18 protein-coding genes are annotated in these 18,457 nt (G+C 70.1%); 6 read left to right on the forward strand and 12 right to left on the reverse strand.

All coding sequences use genetic code 11. The features are described from left to right. Positions 1-8 precede the first annotated feature (8 nt). The 6 genes from nirK to phaR form a co-directional block, all read right to left on the reverse strand. Positions 9-1,124 (reverse strand): copper-containing nitrite reductase, encoded by a 1,116-nt coding sequence (gene nirK / locus ACFQUV_RS18755; protein ID WP_129607316.1) that lies wholly within the window; start codon positions 1,122-1,124, stop codon positions 9-11. 188 nt (positions 1,125-1,312) lie between these two features. Next, entirely contained in the window at positions 1,313-2,062 is a 750-nt protein-coding gene (locus ACFQUV_RS18760; RefSeq protein ID WP_129607315.1) for a hypothetical protein, read from the reverse strand. 83 nt (positions 2,063-2,145) lie between these two features. Continuing rightward, the gene (locus ACFQUV_RS18765) at positions 2,146-3,645 is read right to left on the reverse strand and encodes a tripartite tricarboxylate transporter permease (RefSeq protein ID WP_129607314.1); all 1,500 of its coding nucleotides are present in this window, start codon (positions 3,643-3,645) and stop codon (positions 2,146-2,148) included. 13 nt (positions 3,646-3,658) lie between these two features. Further along, on the reverse strand, positions 3,659-4,111 hold the full coding sequence (locus ACFQUV_RS18770) for a tripartite tricarboxylate transporter TctB family protein (RefSeq protein ID WP_129607313.1): 453 nt from the start codon (positions 4,109-4,111) through the stop codon (positions 3,659-3,661). Positions 4,112-4,115: 4 nt separating this feature from the next. Continuing rightward, positions 4,116-5,090: a tripartite tricarboxylate transporter substrate binding protein gene (locus tag ACFQUV_RS18775; protein WP_129607312.1), complete on the reverse strand. Its 975-nt coding sequence runs from the start codon at positions 5,088-5,090 to the stop codon at positions 4,116-4,118. 634 nt (positions 5,091-5,724) lie between these two features. Further along, positions 5,725-6,342: a polyhydroxyalkanoate synthesis repressor PhaR gene (gene phaR / locus ACFQUV_RS18780; protein ID WP_111387944.1), complete on the reverse strand. Its 618-nt coding sequence runs from the start codon at positions 6,340-6,342 to the stop codon at positions 5,725-5,727. 454 nt (positions 6,343-6,796) lie between these two features. On the opposite strand from phaR, the gene ACFQUV_RS18785 reads away from it, so the two are divergent. Continuing rightward, positions 6,797-7,972 carry an acetyl-CoA C-acetyltransferase gene (locus ACFQUV_RS18785; protein WP_129607311.1) on the forward strand — a complete coding sequence of 392 codons (1,176 nt, stop codon included), beginning with the start codon at positions 6,797-6,799 and terminating at the stop codon, positions 7,970-7,972. A gap of 69 nt (positions 7,973-8,041) precedes the next feature. Here the strand turns inward: ACFQUV_RS18785 and ACFQUV_RS18790 are convergent, their stop codons facing one another. Beyond that, entirely contained in the window at positions 8,042-8,287 is a 246-nt protein-coding gene (locus ACFQUV_RS18790; RefSeq protein WP_129607310.1) for a hypothetical protein, read from the reverse strand. Positions 8,288-8,299: 12 nt separating this feature from the next. On the opposite strand from ACFQUV_RS18790, the gene ACFQUV_RS18795 reads away from it, so the two are divergent. The 5 genes from ACFQUV_RS18795 (at position 8,300) to ACFQUV_RS18815 (ending at position 13,614) form a co-directional block, all read left to right on the forward strand. Beyond that, complete coding sequence (locus tag ACFQUV_RS18795; protein WP_111388774.1) at positions 8,300-9,055, forward strand: methyltransferase domain-containing protein; 756 nt, start codon at positions 8,300-8,302, stop codon at positions 9,053-9,055. A 345-nt stretch (positions 9,056-9,400) separates the two neighbouring features. Then, positions 9,401-10,543: an efflux RND transporter periplasmic adaptor subunit gene (locus ACFQUV_RS18800; RefSeq protein WP_129607309.1), complete on the forward strand. Its 1,143-nt coding sequence runs from the start codon at positions 9,401-9,403 to the stop codon at positions 10,541-10,543. A gap of 38 nt (positions 10,544-10,581) precedes the next feature. After that, positions 10,582-11,277, forward strand: a complete 696-nt coding sequence (locus ACFQUV_RS18805; RefSeq protein ID WP_111387914.1) for an ABC transporter ATP-binding protein — start codon at positions 10,582-10,584, stop codon at positions 11,275-11,277. Further along, on the forward strand, positions 11,274-12,434 hold the full coding sequence (locus tag ACFQUV_RS18810) for an ABC transporter permease (protein WP_129607308.1): 1,161 nt from the start codon (positions 11,274-11,276) through the stop codon (positions 12,432-12,434). Before ACFQUV_RS18805 ends, ACFQUV_RS18810 begins: the two co-directional genes overlap by 4 nt. A gap of 1 nt (position 12,435) precedes the next feature. Further along, positions 12,436-13,614 carry an ABC transporter permease gene (locus ACFQUV_RS18815; RefSeq protein ID WP_129607307.1) on the forward strand — a complete coding sequence of 393 codons (1,179 nt, stop codon included), beginning with the start codon at positions 12,436-12,438 and terminating at the stop codon, positions 13,612-13,614. Positions 13,615-13,704: 90 nt separating this feature from the next. On the opposite strand, the gene ACFQUV_RS18820 is transcribed toward ACFQUV_RS18815, so the two are convergent. From ACFQUV_RS18820 to ACFQUV_RS18840, 5 genes are all read right to left on the reverse strand, one after another. Next, positions 13,705-15,135, reverse strand: a complete 1,431-nt coding sequence (locus ACFQUV_RS18820) for a homospermidine synthase (RefSeq protein WP_129607306.1) — start codon at positions 15,133-15,135, stop codon at positions 13,705-13,707. Between the two features lie 128 nt (positions 15,136-15,263). Beyond that, entirely contained in the window at positions 15,264-15,851 is a 588-nt protein-coding gene (locus ACFQUV_RS18825; RefSeq protein ID WP_129607305.1) for a GNAT family N-acetyltransferase, read from the reverse strand. 221 nt (positions 15,852-16,072) lie between these two features. After that, positions 16,073-17,203, reverse strand: coding sequence for a type III PLP-dependent enzyme (locus ACFQUV_RS18830; protein ID WP_111387687.1), 1,131 nt, complete (start codon positions 17,201-17,203; stop codon positions 16,073-16,075). Positions 17,204-17,809: 606 nt separating this feature from the next. Then, positions 17,810-18,097: a hypothetical protein gene (locus tag ACFQUV_RS18835; protein ID WP_129607304.1), complete on the reverse strand. Its 288-nt coding sequence runs from the start codon at positions 18,095-18,097 to the stop codon at positions 17,810-17,812. Positions 18,098-18,201: 104 nt separating this feature from the next. Continuing rightward, entirely contained in the window at positions 18,202-18,411 is a 210-nt protein-coding gene (locus tag ACFQUV_RS18840) for a hypothetical protein (protein ID WP_129607303.1), read from the reverse strand. Positions 18,412-18,457 lie beyond the last annotated feature (46 nt).

Below are 18,457 nucleotides of genomic sequence, written 5' to 3' on the forward strand. Positions count from 1 at the left end.
TCATCGCCTCACTTGGCCACGGTGCCGGTCTCGATCGCACCGACCTTGCCGGGAACGATCGGGCCGGGCGGCGTCACCTGCTTCATCAGGTCGTCGCTCCACTCGCCGTCCACCTTGACGTGAGCGGTGGCGCCGAGCTCGGCGGCCTCGATCAGATTGTGGTTCACGTAGGCGTAGACACCGGGCTGGAGGAACGTGTAGAGCGCCGCCGCCGCGGAGCCGCCACGGACGAACCAGGTCTCCAGATTCTTCTCTGGCGGATTGGCGAACTTGCCGGTCTCCCACACATGGTCGCCGTGTCCGCCAATCAGGTGCGGACGGGTGTCGCGATTGGCCTGCGAGTGGACGATCAGCACCGTCTCGCCGACCTTGGCGGTCAGGGCGTTCTTGCCGGTGAGGGCGCCGACGCGACCGTTGAACACCACATGGGTGGGCGTCAGCTTGCGCATCACCTCGAGCGTGTCGGAGTAGGACTCGGCGAGCGACGGGTAGCTCTTGTACTTGCCGTCCTGGTCGCGCGGAACGTAGAGGTCGTGCTCGCCCACGTAGTAGACGCGGTCGTAGCGCAGCGGCTTGCCGTCGCGATCCTTGAGGCCGTCGCGCGGCAGCACCATCACGGTGCCGCTCATGCCGGAGACGACGTGCCACGGGATCATGCCCTGCGGGGCGCAGTGATAGACGAACACGCCGGAACGGGTCGCCTTCCAGCGCAGCACCACCTGCTCGCCCGGATTGACGTTGGTCAGCGCACCGCCGCCGAGCGCCCCGGTCGCCGCGTGGAAGTCGATGTTGTGCGGCATCGTGTTGGTGGCCGGATTGACCAGGGTCAGCTCGACATAGTCGCCCTCGTGGACGACCATCATGGGGCCAGGCATGGAGCCGTTGTAGGTCATCGACTGGAACTTGGTGCCGGCGTCGTCGATCACCACCTCCTTCTCGCTGATCGTCATCTTGAACTGGACGATCTTGGGCCCCTCCTTGGTGGCCTGCTCGTGCGGATGCACGAAGGGCGGGGCGACCAGCTCGACGGACTTGCGCGGAAGATCGGGTTCGGCAGCGAGCGCGGGCACGGCGACGAGCAGGGCGGCCATGGCGGCGCCCATCAATGCGGACCTGCGGGTCATCGAGACCCCTCCTGTCTGGGTGATTTGGCGGGAGTGACGCTAGGCGGAACGGCAAGCTGCTTCATTGCGCCGCGACAAGGAGAGCGTGCATCGCGGTTCGGACCGCGCCGTTGTTTGCGCACGAGCAATCTTTGTCGTGCCGCAAACAGCGCGCGGCACGCCGGCCGTCGGGTCGCCCAACCGCCTGATCAGCGCGCGTCGCGGGGGCGCTCGCGGCGCGCATCGACATAGCGCACCACCAGCGGGCGGCCCGCCAGGGCCTTGCCGAACCGCTCCGACAACGTCAGCCGGTCGCAACGTTCCAGCCCCCGCGTCACGGCGGCCCGATAGGCATCGCGGGTCTCGGCCGCGACGCCGCGCGTCGCATAGGTCACCCGCGGCGTCCCCATCACGGTGCCGTCGCGGCGCAGCCCGAACCGCACCGTCATCTCCATGCCGGAACGAGCGCGCTCCTCCGGCGGCGGCGTCCAGCACGCCCGCAGGGCGGCGGCGAGATCGCCGGTCGAGTCGATGGCGCGCGGCGGCGGCGAATCGCCGTCGTCGGCCCGCGCCGTCACGGTGAGACGCAGGCTGTCGGGCAGGCAGGCGGCGCTGCCGCAATCGGCAGCCGGCGCCGGGCGGGACGACCGCGTCGGCGACGAGGTCCGGGACTCCTCGCGGCGCGGCCGCACCTGCACCGGCACACCGCCCGGCCCTTCGCGATACATCGGCACGTCGCCGGCGGCCGGGCCGGGCGCCACCCGGCCGCCGCCGGGGCCGATGCCGCCGGGCGTATAGCCCCGCACCGGCGCACCCGGCGCGATCGGAATGCCGCCGGGACCCGGCGTGGTGGTGAGCTGGGCGAGCGCGCCGTCGCTCGACACCGCAACGCTCGGGACCGCAACGCTCGATGCGGCGACGATCGACAGGAGCAGGACGGTGGCGGACGGATGCAGCATCGGGGACCTCGCGGCAACGGACCCCCAATGTGGGCAGCCCCGCCCGCGTTGTCACCCTGCCCGCACGGCCCGCGGCTGTCGCGTCACTCGGCCAGCGCCTCCTTGCGCTTGCGGAACACGGTGGGCGACATGAGCACCAGGATCAGCAGCGCCGCGACGGCGAGCAGGCCGGCGCTGATCGGCCGCTGCACGAACACGGCGACGTCGCCGTCGGAGAGCAGCATGGCGCGGCGAAAATTCTCCTCGAGCTGCGGTCCCAGCACGAGGCCGAGCAGCAGCGGCGCCGGCTCGGCCCCGACCTTGATGAAGAGATAGCCGACCAGCGCGCAGCCGAGCATCAGCCAGATGTTGAACACGCTGTTGGCGATGCCGTAGGTGCCGATGCAGCACAAGAGCGCGATCGCCGGGAACAAGAGCCGGTACGGAATCTTCAGCATCGACACCCAGATGCCGACCAGCGGCAGGTTGATGATCAAGAGCATCAGGTTGCCGACCCACATGGAGGCGATGACGCCCCACACGAGCTGCGGCTGCTCGGTCATGATCTGCGGGCCGGGCTGGATGCCGTGCATCATCAGGGCGCCGATCATCAGAGCCATCAGGGCATTGGCCGGAATGCCGAGGGTGAGGAGCGGAATGAAGCTGGTCTGCGCGCCGGCATTGTTGGCGGCCTCCGGCGCCGCCACGCCCTCGATGGCGCCGTGGCCGAACATCGCCTTGTTCTTCGACACCTTCTTCTCGATCGCATAGGCCGTGAACGGCGGCAGCGCGGCGCCGCCGCCCGGCAGCACCCCGAGGATGGAGCCGATCAGCGTGCCGCGGGTCATCGCCGGGAATGCCGCCTTCAGATCGGCCACGCTCGGCACCAAGTCGCGAACCTTCTGGCTCACCACTTGGCGCACCGGCGGCCGCTCCAGGTTGGCCATGATCTCGGCGAGACCGAACAAGCCCATGGCGACCGGCACGAAGTCGATGCCGTCGCCGAGCTCGGCGATGCCGAATGTCATCCGCGCCGCCCCCGACGACACGTCGATGCCGATCAGCCCGAGCAGCAGGCCGAGCAGCACCATGGCGAGCGCCTTCATGACGGAGCCGTGCGCCAGCACCACGGCGGCGAGCAGACCCAGCACCAGCAGGCTGAAGTACTCGACCGCGGTGAACTTCAGCGCCAGCGCCGACAACGGCACGCTGAGCAGGCAGATCACCAGGGTGGCGATGGTGCCGGCGTAGAACGACGAGATCGCCGCGATGGCGAGCGCCGGCCCGGCGCGGCCCTGCTGGGCCATTTCGTGGCCGTCCAGGCAGGTGACCACCGACGAGGTCTCGCCCGGCACGTTGACCAGGATGGCGGTGGTGGACCCGCCGTACTGGGCGCCGTAGAAGATGCCGGCGAGCAGGATGAAGGCCGAGGTCGGGTCGAGCCCGAAGGTGAAGGGCAGCAGCAGCGCCACCGTCGGGATCGGGCCGATGCCGGGCAGCACCCCGATGGCGGTGCCGATGACGACGCCGATCAGGCAGTATAGCAGGTTGACGGGCTGCACCGCGGTGGCGAGGCCGAGCGCCAGATTGCCGAACAGGTCCATCGCGCCCGGCTCCTCACCACGGCCAGATCGGCACCGGCAGCTTCAGCGCCTGGACGAACAGCAGCACCGCGCCGACCGCCATGGCGCCGCCGAACAGCACCGTCTCCAGCGGCCGCGTCTCGCGGCTGGCGAAGCCGGCGATCACGATGGTGACGACCGCGGCGATCATCAGCCCCGCGGTGGTCACCAGCAGCGCGAAGGCGGCGACCGCCGCCAGGATGAAGACGACGCCGCGCGGCTGCGGCGGCGCGATGGGGTGGAACGCCGCGACCGCGCCGCGGATGACGAAGAAGAGGCCGAAGGCGAGCACCAGCGCGGCGACCACCCGGGGCATGTAGCCGGGCCCCATATTGGCGGCGGTGCCGACCCGCAGCGACCAGGTGGCAGCGGCCGTGAAGCCGGCGACCGCGATCAGGAAGCCGCCGAACAGCAGGTCGCGCAGATCGCCGCGCCGGCGCTCCGCCATCACCTCACTCGCCCTTGATGCCGTTCTCGCGCACCACCTCGCCGAGCGTCCTGACATTGTCGGCGAACCAGCTCTTGAACGCGGCCGGGCCGTCGGCCTTCACGGTGCCGCCGAGGTCGGCGATCTTGCCAGCGATATCCGGCATCGCGAGAATCTTGCGCAGCTCGGCGTCGAGCCTGGCGACCAGCTCGGGCGGCGAGCCGGCCGTCACCATCAGGCCCTGCCAGGTGCCGGCATCGCCGGCCGGCAGCTTCGCCTCGTCGAAGGTCGGCACGTCGGCCACCGCCGGCAGTCGCGCCGGGCCCGACACCGCGAGGCCGACGAGCTGCCCGTTCTTCACGAACGGCAGCGTGGCGCTGACGCCGTTGAAGATCACCTGGCTCTCGCCCGCCACCACGGCGCGGGTCGCGGCGGCGCCGCCGCGATAGGGGACGTTCTTCCATTCGATCCCGAGCGCCTTGGCGACGCGGATCGGGGTGACGTGATTCATGCCGCCGATGCCGGAGTTGGCGACCGCCAGCTTGCCCGGATTGGCCTTGGCGAAGGCGACCAGCTCGGCGATGGATTTCGCCGGCACCTGCGGGCTCACGGCCAGAACGTAAGGAGCGAACATGATCATGCCGACCGGCGCCAGATCCTTCTGCGGATCGAAGGTGAGGTCGGGGAACAGGCTGGGCGCGAGCGCCAGGGTGCCGACATCGAGCAGCAGCAGCGTGTGGCCGTCCTTCGGCGCCTTGGCGACCGCATCGGCGCCGATATTGCCGGAGCCGCCCGGCTTGTTCTCGACCACCACGGCCTGGCCGATCGCCTCCTGGAGCTTCGGCGCGATCAGGCGGGCCAGGATGTCGGAGGAGCCGCCGGGCGCGTAGGGCACGACGATGCGCACGGCGCGGCCGAAGCTCTGGGCATCGGCGGTGGCGGGCAGGGCGGCGATGGCGAGCCACGCCGCCATGGCGATCATGACGAAGGGTCGGAACATGGGCGTCCTCTTGGGCCGGTCGGGTCGGGTCGGAGACGACACGCGGGAGATCGGACGACGGATCAGAGCGGACGGATCAGAGCGGACGGAGAACGCGGCCGCCGCGGAAATGATAAGCCCGCTTCGCGACGCGGCGTGAGTCCCCCGCAGCATGGCCGGCATTCACATTCTGCTGGAGCGGTCCGGCACCACCTGTACGACGTCGTATGATCTGAGATGCGTTGAACGACCTCCGACCGCCGCGAAGCGGCGGTCCGGACTCAGCCGAGCGTTCGACGTTTGCGGCTGGACGGGAGGCCGAGTTTTTCACCGGCGGGGCGCAAGCGCGACAGACGGGCGTACCGCACCGCGATCGAGCGACGCTGAGTCCAGGGACAAGTCTCAAGGGGACGTCTTTGGGGGCAGTCTCGAGGGGAGAGTCTCACCCGCCGTATCGGCGACGCGACGGCCTCCCAGTCGCGCCGGTCGGCGACTGGCACGGGCCGCCCCCGCGGGCGAACAAACGACGCCAGCGGACGCGCCGCGATGTCGCGCCCATACGGTCGTGTCGGCAGGGCCGAGAAGGATTGCCGGGAACGCCGGCCGCGACACCACGCCGCGGCGGCGATTCATCGGCGGCCGTGCCGCCGCGCCGTCAGGTGCTGTGGCCCTTGTCCTTGTCGGACTCGCTCAGCCGCTCTAACCGCTTCTGCATGTCTTCGAGCTGGCGCCGCAGCGCGTCGATCTCGCTCGCCGGGGTGTCGGCGCGCGTCTCGCCGCGGTCGGCCTTGTCGGCGTCGCCGCCCTCGGCGGCGTCACGGCGCGCGAACGGCGTGAACATCGTGAAGGCGCGCTGGAACATCTCCATGTTCCGCCGCACCTGGTCCTCCATGGTGCCGAACCCGCCGACCCCCCAGGCCTGCGTCATCTGATCGCGAAACTTCGACTGCTCGCGCGAGAACAGGTCGAGGGAGCTCTCCAGATAGCGCGGCACCAGCATCTGCATGCTGTCGCCGTAGAAGCGGATGAGCTGGCGCAGGAACGTGATGGGCAGCAGGTTCTGGCCCTGCTTGCCCTCCTGCTCGAAGATGATCTGGGTCAGCACCGAGCGGGTGATGTCTTCGCCGGTCTTGGCGTCGTAGACGACGAAGTCCTCGCCCGACTTCAGCATTCCGGCGAGGTCCTCGAGCGTGACGTACGTGCTCGTACCGGTGTTGTAGAGCCGGCGATTGGCGTATTTCTTGATGATCACCGGGGCTTCGGGCTTGGCCATGGCGCGTCTGCTCTGCGACTGAGATGTCCGACGATGTCTCGGAGCGGGAGTGGTGTGCGCTCGCCCAAAATATAGTTCGGGAACCAAGGAATAGGCGAAATCCGTGGCGTCGGCTACCGTTTTGTGTGAGCACCCGCGAGAAGCCCCCATGCGCGGGGCGCCTGCGGCCGGTCACGGCCGGTCGTATCGAAGCCCGCCCCCTCACCAACGGTCCAGTCACCCGCGGTCCGGTTCGGGTCGGTCGTCGCACCCGATTGTCGAGCGCCATGTCGCCGTGCCAAGCTCCGCACCGAGCGCGCGTTCGGGAGAGACGCCACCACCGTACCGGACAGCAGGCATCACCGAGAACAAGCGATAATCGAGGTCACGGCAGAACCGGGCCCGCGACACCACGCGGTGCGTCCGGCGGTCATCGCCGCGACGGCCGTCCATCGGAACCAGGGAGCCTTGGAACATGGCAGAGGAAATCGTCATCGTCGGTGCGGCGCGCACGCCGGTCGGCAACTTCAACGGTGCGTTCAGCACCCGTCCGGCGCACGAGCTGGGCAAGATCGCCATCAAGGCCGCCCTCGAGCGCGCCAAGCTGGCCCCGACCGACGTCAACGAGGTCATCATCGGCCAGATCCTCGCCGCCGGCCAGGGCCAGAACCCGGCCCGTCAGGCGTCGATCGGCGCCGGCATTCCGGTCGAGGCGCCGGCCTGGGGCATCAACCAGCTCTGCGGCTCGGGCCTGCGCACGGTGGCGCTCGGCGCCCAGCAGCTGCTCGACGGCGACAACCGCGTCGTCGTCGCCGGTGGCCAGGAGTCGATGACGCTGGCGCCGCATCTCGCCTATCTGCGCAGCGGCACCAAGATGGGCAGCCTCGAACTCGCCGACTCGATGCTCAAGGACGGCCTGTTCGACGCCTTCCACGGCTATCACATGGGCGTCACCGCCGAGAACGTCGCCAAGCGCTGGCAGATCACCAAGCAGGAGCAGGACGAGTTCGCGGTCGGCTCGCAGAACAAGGCCGAGGCCGCCCAGAAGGCCGGCCGCTTCAAGGACGAGATCGTGCCGGTCACCATCAAGTCCAGGAAGGGCGACGTGGTGGTCGACACCGACGAGTTCCCGCGTCACGGCGCCACCATCGACCAGATGGCCAAGGTCCGCCCGGCCTTCGACAAGGAAGGCTCGGTGACCGCCGCCAATGCCTCCGGCATCAACGACGGCGCCGCCATGGTGGTGCTGATGCGCCGCAGCGACGCCGAGAAGGGCGGCCACCCGATCCTCGCCCGCATCGTCTCGTGGGCGCATGCCGGCGTCGATCCCGCCGTCATGGGCACCGGCCCGATCCCGGCCTCCCGCAAGGCGCTGGAGAAGGCCGGCTGGCGGCACGAGGACCTCGACCTCATCGAGGCCAACGAGGCGTTCGCGGCGCAGGCGCTGGCGGTCAACAAGGACCTCGGCTGGGATACCTCCAAGGTCAACGTCAACGGCGGCGCCATCGCGCTCGGCCATCCGATCGGCGCCTCCGGCACCCGCGTGCTGGTGACGCTGCTGCACGAGATGGCCAAGCGCGACGCCAAGAAGGGCCTCGCCACGCTGTGCATCGGCGGCGGCATGGGCATCGCCATGTGCGTGGAGCGCTGATCGGCGCGCACGGACTCCGGACGGGCGGCGCCGCCGCCCGTCCGCTAGACGAAAAACGCCGTACTCGGATCAGTACTGGTGGGGCGGGGTGGAGGCGGACGGCACCAGGCCGGCCCGCCTCACGCCGCCCCGCTTCGTTTCGACGGGCTGCGGCGCCGGATGCCGCCCCTGGATGCGACCGACGACGTCGCGGTTGCCGGATGCGCCCGCGACCGGGCATGATCCGCGCGACGCCCCGAAGGAGCCGGCTCCCGCCCGGGACGTCCGCTGCTCCTCCTCCCGGATGTCCGGCCCGCCGCCGGCCGTCTCGGTCATCGCGATTGGTCCATGTCGCTCGACGTCGTCGATCTGCGTAATTTCTACGCCCAGCAACTCGGCACGGTGGCGCGCCGCTTCATCGGCCGCGGCATTCGCGCCCGCTGGACCGACACCCGCGGCCAGCGGGTGCTCGGCATCGGTTACCCCACCCCCTATCTCGGCCTGTTCCGCGAGCACGCCGAACGGTGCCTCGCCTTCATGCCGGCCCAGCAGGGGGTCGTGCGCTGGCCATCGGCGCGGCCGACCCTGGCGGCGCTGGTCGAGGAATACGACCTGCCGCTCACCGATGCCGCCGTCGACCGGGTGCTCCTCGTCCATGCGCTGGAGATGGCCGAGGACGGCTTGTCGCTCTTGCGAGAGGTGTGGCGCGTGCTGTCGTCCAGCGGCCGCATCCTGGTGGTGATCCCCAACCGACGCGGCCTGTGGGCCCGCATGGACACGACGCCGTTCGGCTACGGCCGGCCCTATTCGCGCTCGCAGATCGTCCACCTGTTGCGTGAATCCTCGTTCACGCCGACCTCCTGGGGCGAGGCGCTCTACATGCCACCCATCGGGCGGCGCTGGTTCATGCGCTCGGCGGTGGCGTGGGAGCGCACCGGCGCGACTCTGTCGATGCCGTTCGCCGGGGTCCACATCGTCGAGGCGACCAAGCAGGTCTATCGCAGCATCCCGGCCCGGCGCGAGAAGCGCCGGCTGGTGCCGAGCCTGGAGCCCGCACTCGGGCGGCCGATGCCGGGCGCGGTGGCGCGGATCGAGGTCGGCTGACGACCGCGTCGCCGCCGCCCTCGCCTTACTTCACTGCGCCTGATGACTGACGCCCTCGGACTGCACCCTCCGGCTGCGGTAGCCCGATGCGCAAGCCGGCATCCGGCGGATGTGGCGGACCGAAGGTCCGACCCTGGGCGGTCACCATGGGGCGGTCATGATGTTGCGCTAGTTGCGTCGCAGCCGTATCTCAAGGCTCCGCGGTCGGCGCCCGTTCGCACCGTGTCGTGATCCCGCGGTCGCTCGTTAAGCCGTGGCGGCCTCGCGGCCCGTCACGGCATGACGGTGCGGCGAGCGTTGTCATCAGCCATCCGGACCGCGCCGGCGTGGTTCTCGGAGCACCTCATGGACGACAGGACCCGCCTGTTGCATTCGCTGTCGATCGATCGCAGCACCCCGGCGGCGCCGCCCCGTCGCCGGAGGCCGTGGCCGATCCTGGCCGGCGGGCTCGTGGCCGGCCTCGCCGCCGCCGCCGCCGTCTGGCTTCTCGTCCCGCGCGACAGCTCCGCCCCGCCCCCGGCGACCGGGGTCGCCGCCACGGCGCCGGCGCCCGCGACCACCTCCGGCCAGGCTCCGGCGAGCGCCCCGACGGCCGCCCCGGCGGCGCGGCCGCGCAGCGGCCTGTCGGCCTCCGGCTATGTGGTCGCCCGCCGCAAGGCGACGGTGGCGGCCGAGATCACCGGCAAGGTCACCGAGGTGCTGGTCGAGGAGGGCATGGTGGTGGAGCAGGGCCAGGTGGTGGCCCGCATCTACAGCAAGCTCGTCGAGACGGACCTGGCGCTGTCGCGCTCGCGCAGCACGGCCGCCGAGGCCGCCGTCAATGCCATCACGGCGGATCTGGCCGAGGCCGAGCGCATCTTCACCCGGACCGAAAGCCTGTCGCAGAAGAACTTCGCCAGCGAAGCCGATCTCACCCGCACCCGGGCGCGCGTCCATGTTCTGCGCGCCCAGCTCGCCCAGGCGCAGGCTCAGCTCGCCACCGCGCGGCTGGAGACCCAGCGCTGGAGCGAGGTGCTGGAGCAGCACAGCGTCAAGGCACCGTTCGCCGGCGTCGTCGTCGACCGCAGCGCCCAGGCCGGCGAGATGGTGTCGCCGATGTCGGCCGGCGGCAGCTTCACCCGCACCGGCATCTGCACCATCGTCGACATGGCGTCGATCGAGATCGAGGTCGACGTCAACGAGGCGTTCATCGGCCGCGTCCAGAAAGGCGGCGCCGTCCGGGCGACGCTCGACGCCTATCCGGACTGGACGATTCCCGCCTATGTGATCGCCATCGTGCCGACCGCCAACCGCGAGAAGGCCACCGTGAAGGTGCGCATCGGCCTGCGTGAGAAGGACCCGCGGGTGCTGCCCGACATGGCCGTCAAGGTGATCTTCGTGGAGAACGAGACCGCCGCAGCGCCGAGCCCGGCGTCCGCTTCGTCCCTGCCCACACCCGCCCCGGCGGATTCCGGGTCGCCCGCGGCGAATGCCACCGCGGCCCGATAACCCGCCGAACCCCCGCCCGTACCGGAGAGAATGCGTCGATGTCCGACCTGCCCCTCGTTCGTCTCGCCGGCGTCAGCAAAGGCTTCGTCAAAGGCAAGGATGCCATCACCATCTTCGACAAGCTCGACCTCGCGATCCCGGCCGGCGACTTCGTCGCCGTGATGGGGCCGTCGGGCTCCGGCAAGTCGACCCTGCTCAACCTGCTCGGCGGTATCGACCGACCCGACACCGGCGAGGTGCAGGTCGCCGGCTCGCGCATCGACGCGCTGTCGGAAGGCGAGCTGTCGGCCTGGCGCGCCGCCCATATCGGCTTCGTGTTCCAGTTCTATAATCTGATGCCGATGCTCACCGCGGCCCAGAACGTCGAGCTGCCGCTGCTGCTCACCCGGCTCGGCAAGGCCGACCGGCGCCGCCACGTCGAGACCGCGCTGACCATCGTCAATCTCGCCGATCGCGCCAAGCACTATCCGCGCGAGATGTCGGGTGGCCAGCAGCAGCGCGTCGCCATCGCCCGCGCCATCGTGTCGGACCCCGAGCTCCTGCTGTGCGACGAGCCGACCGGCGACCTCGACCGCACCTCCGCCGACGAGATCCTCGGCATGCTGAAGGCGCTCAACCGCGATCTCGGCAAGACCATCGTGATGGTCACCCACGATCCCGCCGCGGCCCGCTATGCCCGCCGCACCCTCCACCTCGACAAGGGTCACTTCGAGGAGAAGGAGCTGGCCGCGTGAACGACTTCCTGCTGATCCGCAAGAACCTGTTCCGCAAGAAGCTGCGGGCGATCCTGATGATCGTCTCGATCCTGGTCGCCTTCGCGATCTTCGGCGTGCTGGCGGCGTTCGAGCGCGCCTTCAACGCCGGCGAGGAGGTGTCGGAGGCCGACCGGCTGGTGGTGGTCAACAAGATCAACTTCACGCAGCCGCTGCCGATCGCCTACTTCAACCGCGTCGCCGCCGTGGAGGGCGTGCGGCACGTCACCTTCGCCAACTGGTTCGGCGGTTATTACCAGGACCCCAAGAACTTCACGGTGGTGATGGCGGTGGAGCCGGCGAGCTATCTGAAGCTGATCTCCAGCGAATACGCCTTCACGCCGGAGATGACGGAAGCGTTCGTGCGCAATCGCACCGGCGCGCTGGTCGGCGAGCAGCTCGCCGCCAAATGGGGCTGGAAGGTCGGCGACCGCATCCCGATCTCGTCCAGCATCTTCTCGCAGAAGAACGGCTCGACCGCCTGGGACGTCACCATCGTGGGCATCTTCGGCAAGAACAAGCCGCAGGCCGACACCACGCTGATGCTGATCCAGTACGCCTATTTCGACGAGACCCGCTCGTTCGGCAAGGACACCATCGGCTGGCTGGTGCTCAACACCGCCTCGCCGGCCCTCAACGACCAGGTCGCCAAGACCATCGACGCGATGTTCGCCAACTCGCCCTACGAGACCGCGACCGACACCGAGAAGGCGTTCAACAAGGCGTTCGTGGCCCAGCTCGGCAACATCGCGCTGATCGTCCAGCTCGTCGTCGGCGCCGCCTTCGTCACCATCCTGATGATCGTCGGCAACACCATGGTGATGGCGATCCGCGAGCGCACCCGGGAGATCGCGGTGCTCAAGACGCTCGGCTTCTCGGGCGGCCGGGTGCTGCGCCTGGTGCTCGGCGAGACGCTGCTCCTGGCGCTGATCGGCGGCACCGCCGGGCTGCTGCTGGCCTGGCTGGCGACCCGCGCGATGAGCCAGAGCCTCGGCAACTTCATCCCCGGCCTGTCGCTGAGCCCCGGCATCGTCGCGGCGGCCATCGGCTTCATGGTGCTGCTCGGCCTCGCCACCGGCCTGGTGCCGGCCCTCAATGCGTTCCGGCTGCGGATCGCCGACGGCATGGGGCGCGGCTGACATGCTCCGACAGGTCCTCGCGGTCACCCGCATCAATCTCGCCAGCATCCCGCAGCGGTTCTGGCTGTCGCTCTCCACCGTGGTGGCGGTGGGGCTCGTCGTCATGGTGCTGCTGTCGTTCCTGTCGATGGCGGCCGGCTTCCGCCGCACACTCGCCAGCTCGGGCGCCGACGACGTCGCCATCGCGCTGCGGGCCGGGGCGCGGGCCGAGGTCAACAGCGTCATCGGGCGCGATCAGGTGCGGCTGCTGGAGGATGCGCCCGGCCTCGTGCGCGACGCCCAGGGCAAGCCGGTCTCCTCCGCCGAGCTGTACCTGGTGGTCGACGGCATCAAGCGGTCGAGCCAGACCAAGGCCAACCTGCCGCTGCGCGGCATCGGCGAGCAGGGTGCCGCGGTGCGCCAGGGCATCCGCATCACCGAGGGCCGGATGTTCGCGCCCGGCAGCAACGAGGTGGTGGTCGGCAAGAGCCTGCTGCGCGAGTTCGAGGGCTTCGAGCTCGGCCGCACGGTGCGGTTGGCCAGCGGAAACTGGACGGTGGTCGGCATCTTCGAGGCCGACGGCAGCGTCTTCGAGTCGGAGATCTGGGCCGACCTGCCGGTGGTGCAGAGCCTGTTCAACCGCAACAACGTGTTCCAGACCATGCGGATGCGGCTGACCGGACCGGACGCGCTGACGCAGCTCGTCGCCTACAATGACGGCGATCCGCGCCTCAAGCTCGAGGTCAAGTCCGAGAAGGACTATTTCGCCGACCAGTCGTCCGAGACCTCCGACCTGATCCAGAAGCTCGGCTGGCCGCTCGCCATCGCGATGGCGCTCGGTGCACTCGCCGGCGCGCTGAACACCATGTACTCGTCGGTGGCGTCGCGCTCGGTCGAGATCGCGACGCTGCGGGCGATCGGCTTCGGCGGCTTTCCGGCCTTCGTCGGCACGCTGGTCGAATCGCTCCTGCTCGCCGCCATCGGGGGCGTGCTCGGGGCGTTGTTCGCCTGGCTGATCTTCGACGGCTTCTCGGCCTCGACGCTCGGGGCGAGCTTCACCCAGGTGGTGTTCAGCTTCAGGCTGACGCCCACCCTGATCGGCCAGGGCATCGCGCTCGCGCTGGTGGTCGGCCTGATCGGCGGCCTCTTGCCGGCGATCCGCGCCGCCCGCATGCCGATCGTCCAAGGCTTGCAGGGATAGCGCGCGCTCGGCGGAGATGCGCCGAGCCTCACCTCTCCCCGCCTGCGGGGAGAGGGAACGCGCGCGGCGCTGCCCCGCTTCTGCGCGCCGTCAGCGCACCAGCACGTTGCGGAACTGCCAGGGATCGCTGGTGTCGATGTCCTCGGGGAAGAAGCCCGGGCGGTCGGTGAGCGGCGTCCAGTCCGTGTAGGTGCCGATCACCGGGCCGAGATAGGGGCGCTGGACCTCCAGGCAGCGGCGGAAGTCGAGATCGTCGGCCTCGACGATGCCGGCCTCCGGGTTCTCCAGCGTCCACACCATACCGGCCAGCACCGCCGAGGTGACCTGGAGGCCGGTCGCGTTCTGATACGGCGCCAGTTCGCGGGTCTCGTCGATGGAGAGCTGCGAGCCGTACCAGTAAGCGTTCTTGGCGTGGCCATAGATCAGCACGCCCAGCTCGTCGATGCCGTCGACGATCTCGGTCTCGTCGAGGATGTGGATCTTGTCCTGGCGGCGGCCGGCGCGGCCGTACAGCTCGTGCAGCGACAGCACGGCGTCGTCGCACGGATGATAGGCGTAGTGGCAGGTCGGCCGGTAGACGACGCGGTCCCCGTCACGCACGGTCAGGTAGTCGGCGATCGAGATCGACTCGTTGTGGGTGACCAGGAAGCCGTATTGCGGCCCCGGCGTCGGCGTCCACGAGCGCACCCGCGTGTTGGCGCCGGGCTGGAGCAGATAGATGGCGGCGCCGCAGCCCGTCTCGTGGGTGCGGGCGTTCTCGGGCCTCCAGGTCTCGTGGGTGCCGAAGCCGAGCTCGGACGGCTGCATGCCTTCCGACAGGAAGCCCTCGACCGACCAGGTGTTGACGAACACGTTGCGCGGCTTCGGGTGCTTGGCCCGCTGGGTGTCGCGCTCGGCGATGTGGATGCCCTTGACGCCGAGCTTGTGGGCGAGCCGGCCCCAGCCCTCGCGGGTCTTCGGCACGACGGTCTCCACGCCGGTGTCGCGGGCGATGTCGAGCAGCGCCTGCTTGACGAACCACGACACCATGCCGGGATTGGCACCGCAGCACGACACCGCGGTGATGCCGCCCGGATGGCGACGCCGCGCCTCCAGTACGCTCTCGCGCAGCATGTAGTTGGTGCGCGCCGAGGGCGGCGCCGACTTGTCGAAGTAGAGGCCGGGCCACGGCTCGGCGACCGTGTCGATGTAGAAGCAGCCGAGCTCGCGGGCGAGCTCCATGAGGGCGACCGAGGAGGTGTCGACCGACACGTTGACGCAGAAGCCGCGGCCCTCGCCCTTGGTCAGCAGCGGCGTCAGCAGCGCCCGGTAGTTGTCGCGGGTGACGGCCTCGTGGACGAAGCGGATGCCGCGCTCGTCGAGCAGGCCGCGGTCGGTGTCGCACGGGTCGATCACGACGAAGCGCGACTTGTCGAACGCGAAGTGGCGCTCGATCAGTGGCAGGACTCCCTTTCCGATCGAGCCGAACCCGATCATGACGATGGGGCCGTCGATGCGGCCATGCACGGGCCAGGTGGTCATTGGTCGGGTACTCCGAACGACGTGGGTGGATGGCGAAGCGGCAGGACGGGCGTCACCCGCGGGGGACGGGGGCGCCCGCGATGCCGGGACACTGGCGTGCCTTCGTGAACGACAAACGACGGGGCGAATCAAGCCGCATGCCGCACTCCTGCACCGCGCCCGCCGGCCTTGCGCCGGGCCGGGCGAATGGTGGGCTGGCGCGGCGGCGCGGCCGCCGGCCGTCGGGTGATCGTCCCGGCCACGCCGGCGAGGGCGCCGGGGACCAGCTCGCGGCCGAGCAGGCGCGCCGGCTCGAACGGTCCCGGCATCGCCAGGGCGCCGGTCGCCGCCGCCGAGAAGCCGAAGCGCGCGTAGTAAGGCGCGTCGCCGACCAGCAGCACCGCGGCATGGCCGAGCTGATGCGCCAGTTCGAGCACCTGATGCATCAGTGCCGCCCCGATGCCCTCGCCCTGGCGGTCGGGCTCGACCGCCAGCGGCCCCAGCAGCAGCACGTCGCGGCCGCCGGCCGCGACCGGCCACAGGCGGACGGTGCCGACCACGCGGGACCCTCGGGCGGGGCCGGCTTCGGTGGCGACCAGCGCGAGCCCGGCGGCCGGCGTGTTGCCGGCGCGCAGGCGCTCGGAGGTCTTGGCGAAGCGGCCGGGGCCGAAGGCGCGGTCGAGCAGGGCCTCGCGGGCTGCGACGTCGGACGGGCGCTCGGGACGGATGATGATCATGGGTCCCTCCACAGCCGCGACGAGGCGGCGCGTGTGACCTGACGGGATGGACGGCGGATTTGGCGCCGCTTCTCCGTCTCCCCGAAGCGGGAAGAGGATCGGGGGCGAGGGCTGCGGCGGTTCGGCGCCCGCCGAAACGCCCCTCGCCCGGACCGCACGCGCGCGCGGTCCGACCTCTCCCCGCGCGCGGGGAGAGGTGAAGGGCCGAGGTTCGGGACGACTCAGATGTGGTAGGTTTTCAGCGGCGCGAAGCCGTTGAACGCCACCGCCGAGTAGGTCGACGTGTAGGCGCCGGTCCCTTCGATCAGCAGCTTGTCGCCGATCTCCAGGCTCACCGGCAGCGGATACGGGTTCTTCTCGTACAGCACGTCGGCCGAATCGCAGGTCGGGCCGGCGAGCACGCAGGCGCTGACCTGATCACCGTCCCGCGGCGTGCGGATCGGGTAGCGGATCGCCTCGTCCATCGTCTCGGCGAGACCGCCGAACTTGCCGATGTCGAGATAGACCCAGCGGGTCTCGTCGGCGGCGCTCTTGGTCGACACCAGCACCACCTCGGTCTCGATCACGCCGGCATTGCCCACCATGCCGCGGCCCGGCTCGATGATGGTCTCCGGGATGGCGTTGCCGAAGTGCTTGCGCAGCGCCCGGAAGATCGAGCGGCCGTAGGTCTCCACCGCCGGCACGTCCTTCAGGTACTTGGTCGGGAAGCCGCCGCCGAGGTTGACCATCGAGAGGTGGATGCCGCGCTCCGCGCAGGCGCGGAAGATGGCGCCGGCCGACTTCAGCGCCCGGTCCCAGGACCGCACGTTGCGCTGCTGCGAGCCGACGTGGAACGACACGCCATACGCCTCCAGGCCCAGCCGGTGGGCGTGCTCCAGCACGTCCACCGCCATGGCGGCGTCACAGCCGAACTTGCGCGACAGCGGCCACTCGGCCCCGGCGCAGTCGTAGAGGAAGCGGCAAAACACCCGCGCGCCCGGCGCGGCGCGCGCCACCTTCTCGACCTCGGCGGTGCTGTCGACCGCGAACAGGCGCACGCCGAGCGCAAAGGCGCGCGCGATGTCGCGCTCCTTCTTGATGGTGTTGCCGAACGAGATGCGGTCCGGCGCGGCACCGGCGGCGAGCGCCATCTCGATCTCCGGCACCGAGGCGGTGTCGAAGCACGAGCCGAGCGAGGCCAGTAGCGACAGCACCTCCGGGGCCGGATTCGCCTTGACGGCGTAGAACACCCGGGTGTCCGGCAGCGCGTGCGCGAACGCCATGTAGTTGTCGCGGACCACGTCGAGGTCGACGACGAGGCACGGGCCGTCCTCACGGCGGTGGCGCAGAAACTCGCGGATGCGCTCGGTCATGGCGCTCTCCCCAACAGGCTAGGTGGAGGCCGGCGAACGGCCTCGCGGTGAGTGCGGCCGGAGACGCCTCCACGACCACGCGCGATGGGGACGCGTGCGTCGTGAACGGCTCTTCGACCGTCCGTGCTGCCTTGGATTGGAAAGGGGAGGCCCCGATCCGCACGCCCGGCAATGATGAACAAGCCTCTTCGGCGCCCCGACCGGCGGTGGAATGCCGGCAGGACCAAAAAAGCCCGCTCCGTCGTTGCTTTAAGCCGCGTCCCCCGCTGAGGACGGGGTGCGCCGGTTTCGCCTCCGGCTGTCGATCAAGTGGTCGGAGCTCTGATGATCGGGATCTCGCGATCTGCCGATCTCGCTCCGGGCGGCTGTCCGGCCTCTTGTCCGGATGCCCACCGATCGACACACGGCCACAGGCACGTGCGAAATTGGGCAGGGGTCACTTAGGTGATTTGAACGGGGGGTGCAAGACGTTTCGGCCGCCCGTCCGGCCTGCCGAGCGAGAATTTTTTTGAAAAAGTTCGCGAGGACTTAACCAGTGTCCGACGTGCCACACCTGGTGCGGCTCGCCGTCTGCTCGGCAGCCCCGGCAGCCCTCCGGGCGATCCGTCAGCCGCGCCGCGTGAACGGCTCGATCCGCATGCCGTGGCGGACGAACTGCACCATGACGATGGCGCCCAGCCCCATCAGCAGCGCCTGGAAGCCATAGACACCGTAGTCGCCGAGGCCGAGCAGGTTGGCGATCGCCCAGCCGCCCGCGAAGCCGGCCCCGAACACCTCGGCGCCGATCAGGATGGCGGCGCCGAGCACCGTGGTGACGTTCTTCCAGAGGATGCGGCGCGGAGCCGAAACGGTGTCGAGCACGGGCAGATCCTTTCGTCCGGCCGGACTCTCCATGAAACCCGGACGCGGTCAAGCCCGTGCACTTGGCTCACCGTGAGCCGGTGGCGGAGGCGCCCGGCCGGCACGGTGCACCGGAGTCGCGGGCCGCGGCGGGCCGCTCACCAGCAGACGCGACGAGCCCAGCAGCCGCGACGGTTGCAGACGCGGCGCACCGCGCACGGAACCTGGTGCAGAATCGAGGCGGAGGTGGAGGCGGTGCCGATCGCGCCGGCTCCGGCGGTGGCCGCCGTCGCGGCGGGCGCGAGAAGCGGTGTCCCGAGCAGCCCGAACGCGATGGCGATGGCGGCGACGGCCACTATATTGCGCATGCGGTCCTCCCGTGTGGGTCCCCGTCGGATCGGTGGGCGGGGCGGT

The sequence above is a fragment of the Rhodoplanes sp. P11 genome (assembly GCF_964266735.1).
GTDB lineage: Bacteria > Pseudomonadota > Alphaproteobacteria > Rhizobiales > Xanthobacteraceae > Rhodoplanes > Rhodoplanes serenus.

Excerpts from the sequence above, each read along its gene's own strand:
- nirK (WP_129607316.1), bottom strand. The coding sequence starts at position 1,124 with ATGACCCGCAGGTCCGCATTGATGGGCGCCGCCATGGCCGCCCTGCTC.
- ACFQUV_RS18760 (WP_129607315.1), bottom strand. The coding sequence starts at position 2,062 with ATGCTGCATCCGTCCGCCACCGTCCTGCTCCTGTCGATCGTCGCCGCA.
- ACFQUV_RS18765 (WP_129607314.1), bottom strand. The coding sequence starts at position 3,645 with ATGGACCTGTTCGGCAATCTGGCGCTCGGCCTCGCCACCGCGGTGCAG.
- ACFQUV_RS18770 (WP_129607313.1), bottom strand. The coding sequence starts at position 4,111 with ATGGCGGAGCGCCGGCGCGGCGATCTGCGCGACCTGCTGTTCGGCGGC.
- ACFQUV_RS18775 (WP_129607312.1), bottom strand. The coding sequence starts at position 5,090 with ATGTTCCGACCCTTCGTCATGATCGCCATGGCGGCGTGGCTCGCCATC.
- phaR (WP_111387944.1), bottom strand. The coding sequence starts at position 6,342 with ATGGCCAAGCCCGAAGCCCCGGTGATCATCAAGAAATACGCCAATCGC.
- ACFQUV_RS18785 (WP_129607311.1), top strand. The coding sequence starts at position 6,797 with ATGGCAGAGGAAATCGTCATCGTCGGTGCGGCGCGCACGCCGGTCGGC.
- ACFQUV_RS18790 (WP_129607310.1), bottom strand. The coding sequence starts at position 8,287 with ATGACCGAGACGGCCGGCGGCGGGCCGGACATCCGGGAGGAGGAGCAG.
- ACFQUV_RS18795 (WP_111388774.1), top strand. The coding sequence starts at position 8,300 with ATGTCGCTCGACGTCGTCGATCTGCGTAATTTCTACGCCCAGCAACTC.
- ACFQUV_RS18800 (WP_129607309.1), top strand. The coding sequence starts at position 9,401 with ATGGACGACAGGACCCGCCTGTTGCATTCGCTGTCGATCGATCGCAGC.
- ACFQUV_RS18805 (WP_111387914.1), top strand. The coding sequence starts at position 10,582 with ATGTCCGACCTGCCCCTCGTTCGTCTCGCCGGCGTCAGCAAAGGCTTC.
- ACFQUV_RS18815 (WP_129607307.1), top strand. The coding sequence starts at position 12,436 with ATGCTCCGACAGGTCCTCGCGGTCACCCGCATCAATCTCGCCAGCATC.
- ACFQUV_RS18820 (WP_129607306.1), bottom strand. The coding sequence starts at position 15,135 with ATGACCACCTGGCCCGTGCATGGCCGCATCGACGGCCCCATCGTCATG.
- ACFQUV_RS18825 (WP_129607305.1), bottom strand. The coding sequence starts at position 15,851 with ATGATCATCATCCGTCCCGAGCGCCCGTCCGACGTCGCAGCCCGCGAG.
- ACFQUV_RS18830 (WP_111387687.1), bottom strand. The coding sequence starts at position 17,203 with ATGACCGAGCGCATCCGCGAGTTTCTGCGCCACCGCCGTGAGGACGGC.
- ACFQUV_RS18835 (WP_129607304.1), bottom strand. The coding sequence starts at position 18,097 with ATGGAGAGTCCGGCCGGACGAAAGGATCTGCCCGTGCTCGACACCGTT.
- ACFQUV_RS18840 (WP_129607303.1), bottom strand. The coding sequence starts at position 18,411 with ATGCGCAATATAGTGGCCGTCGCCGCCATCGCCATCGCGTTCGGGCTG.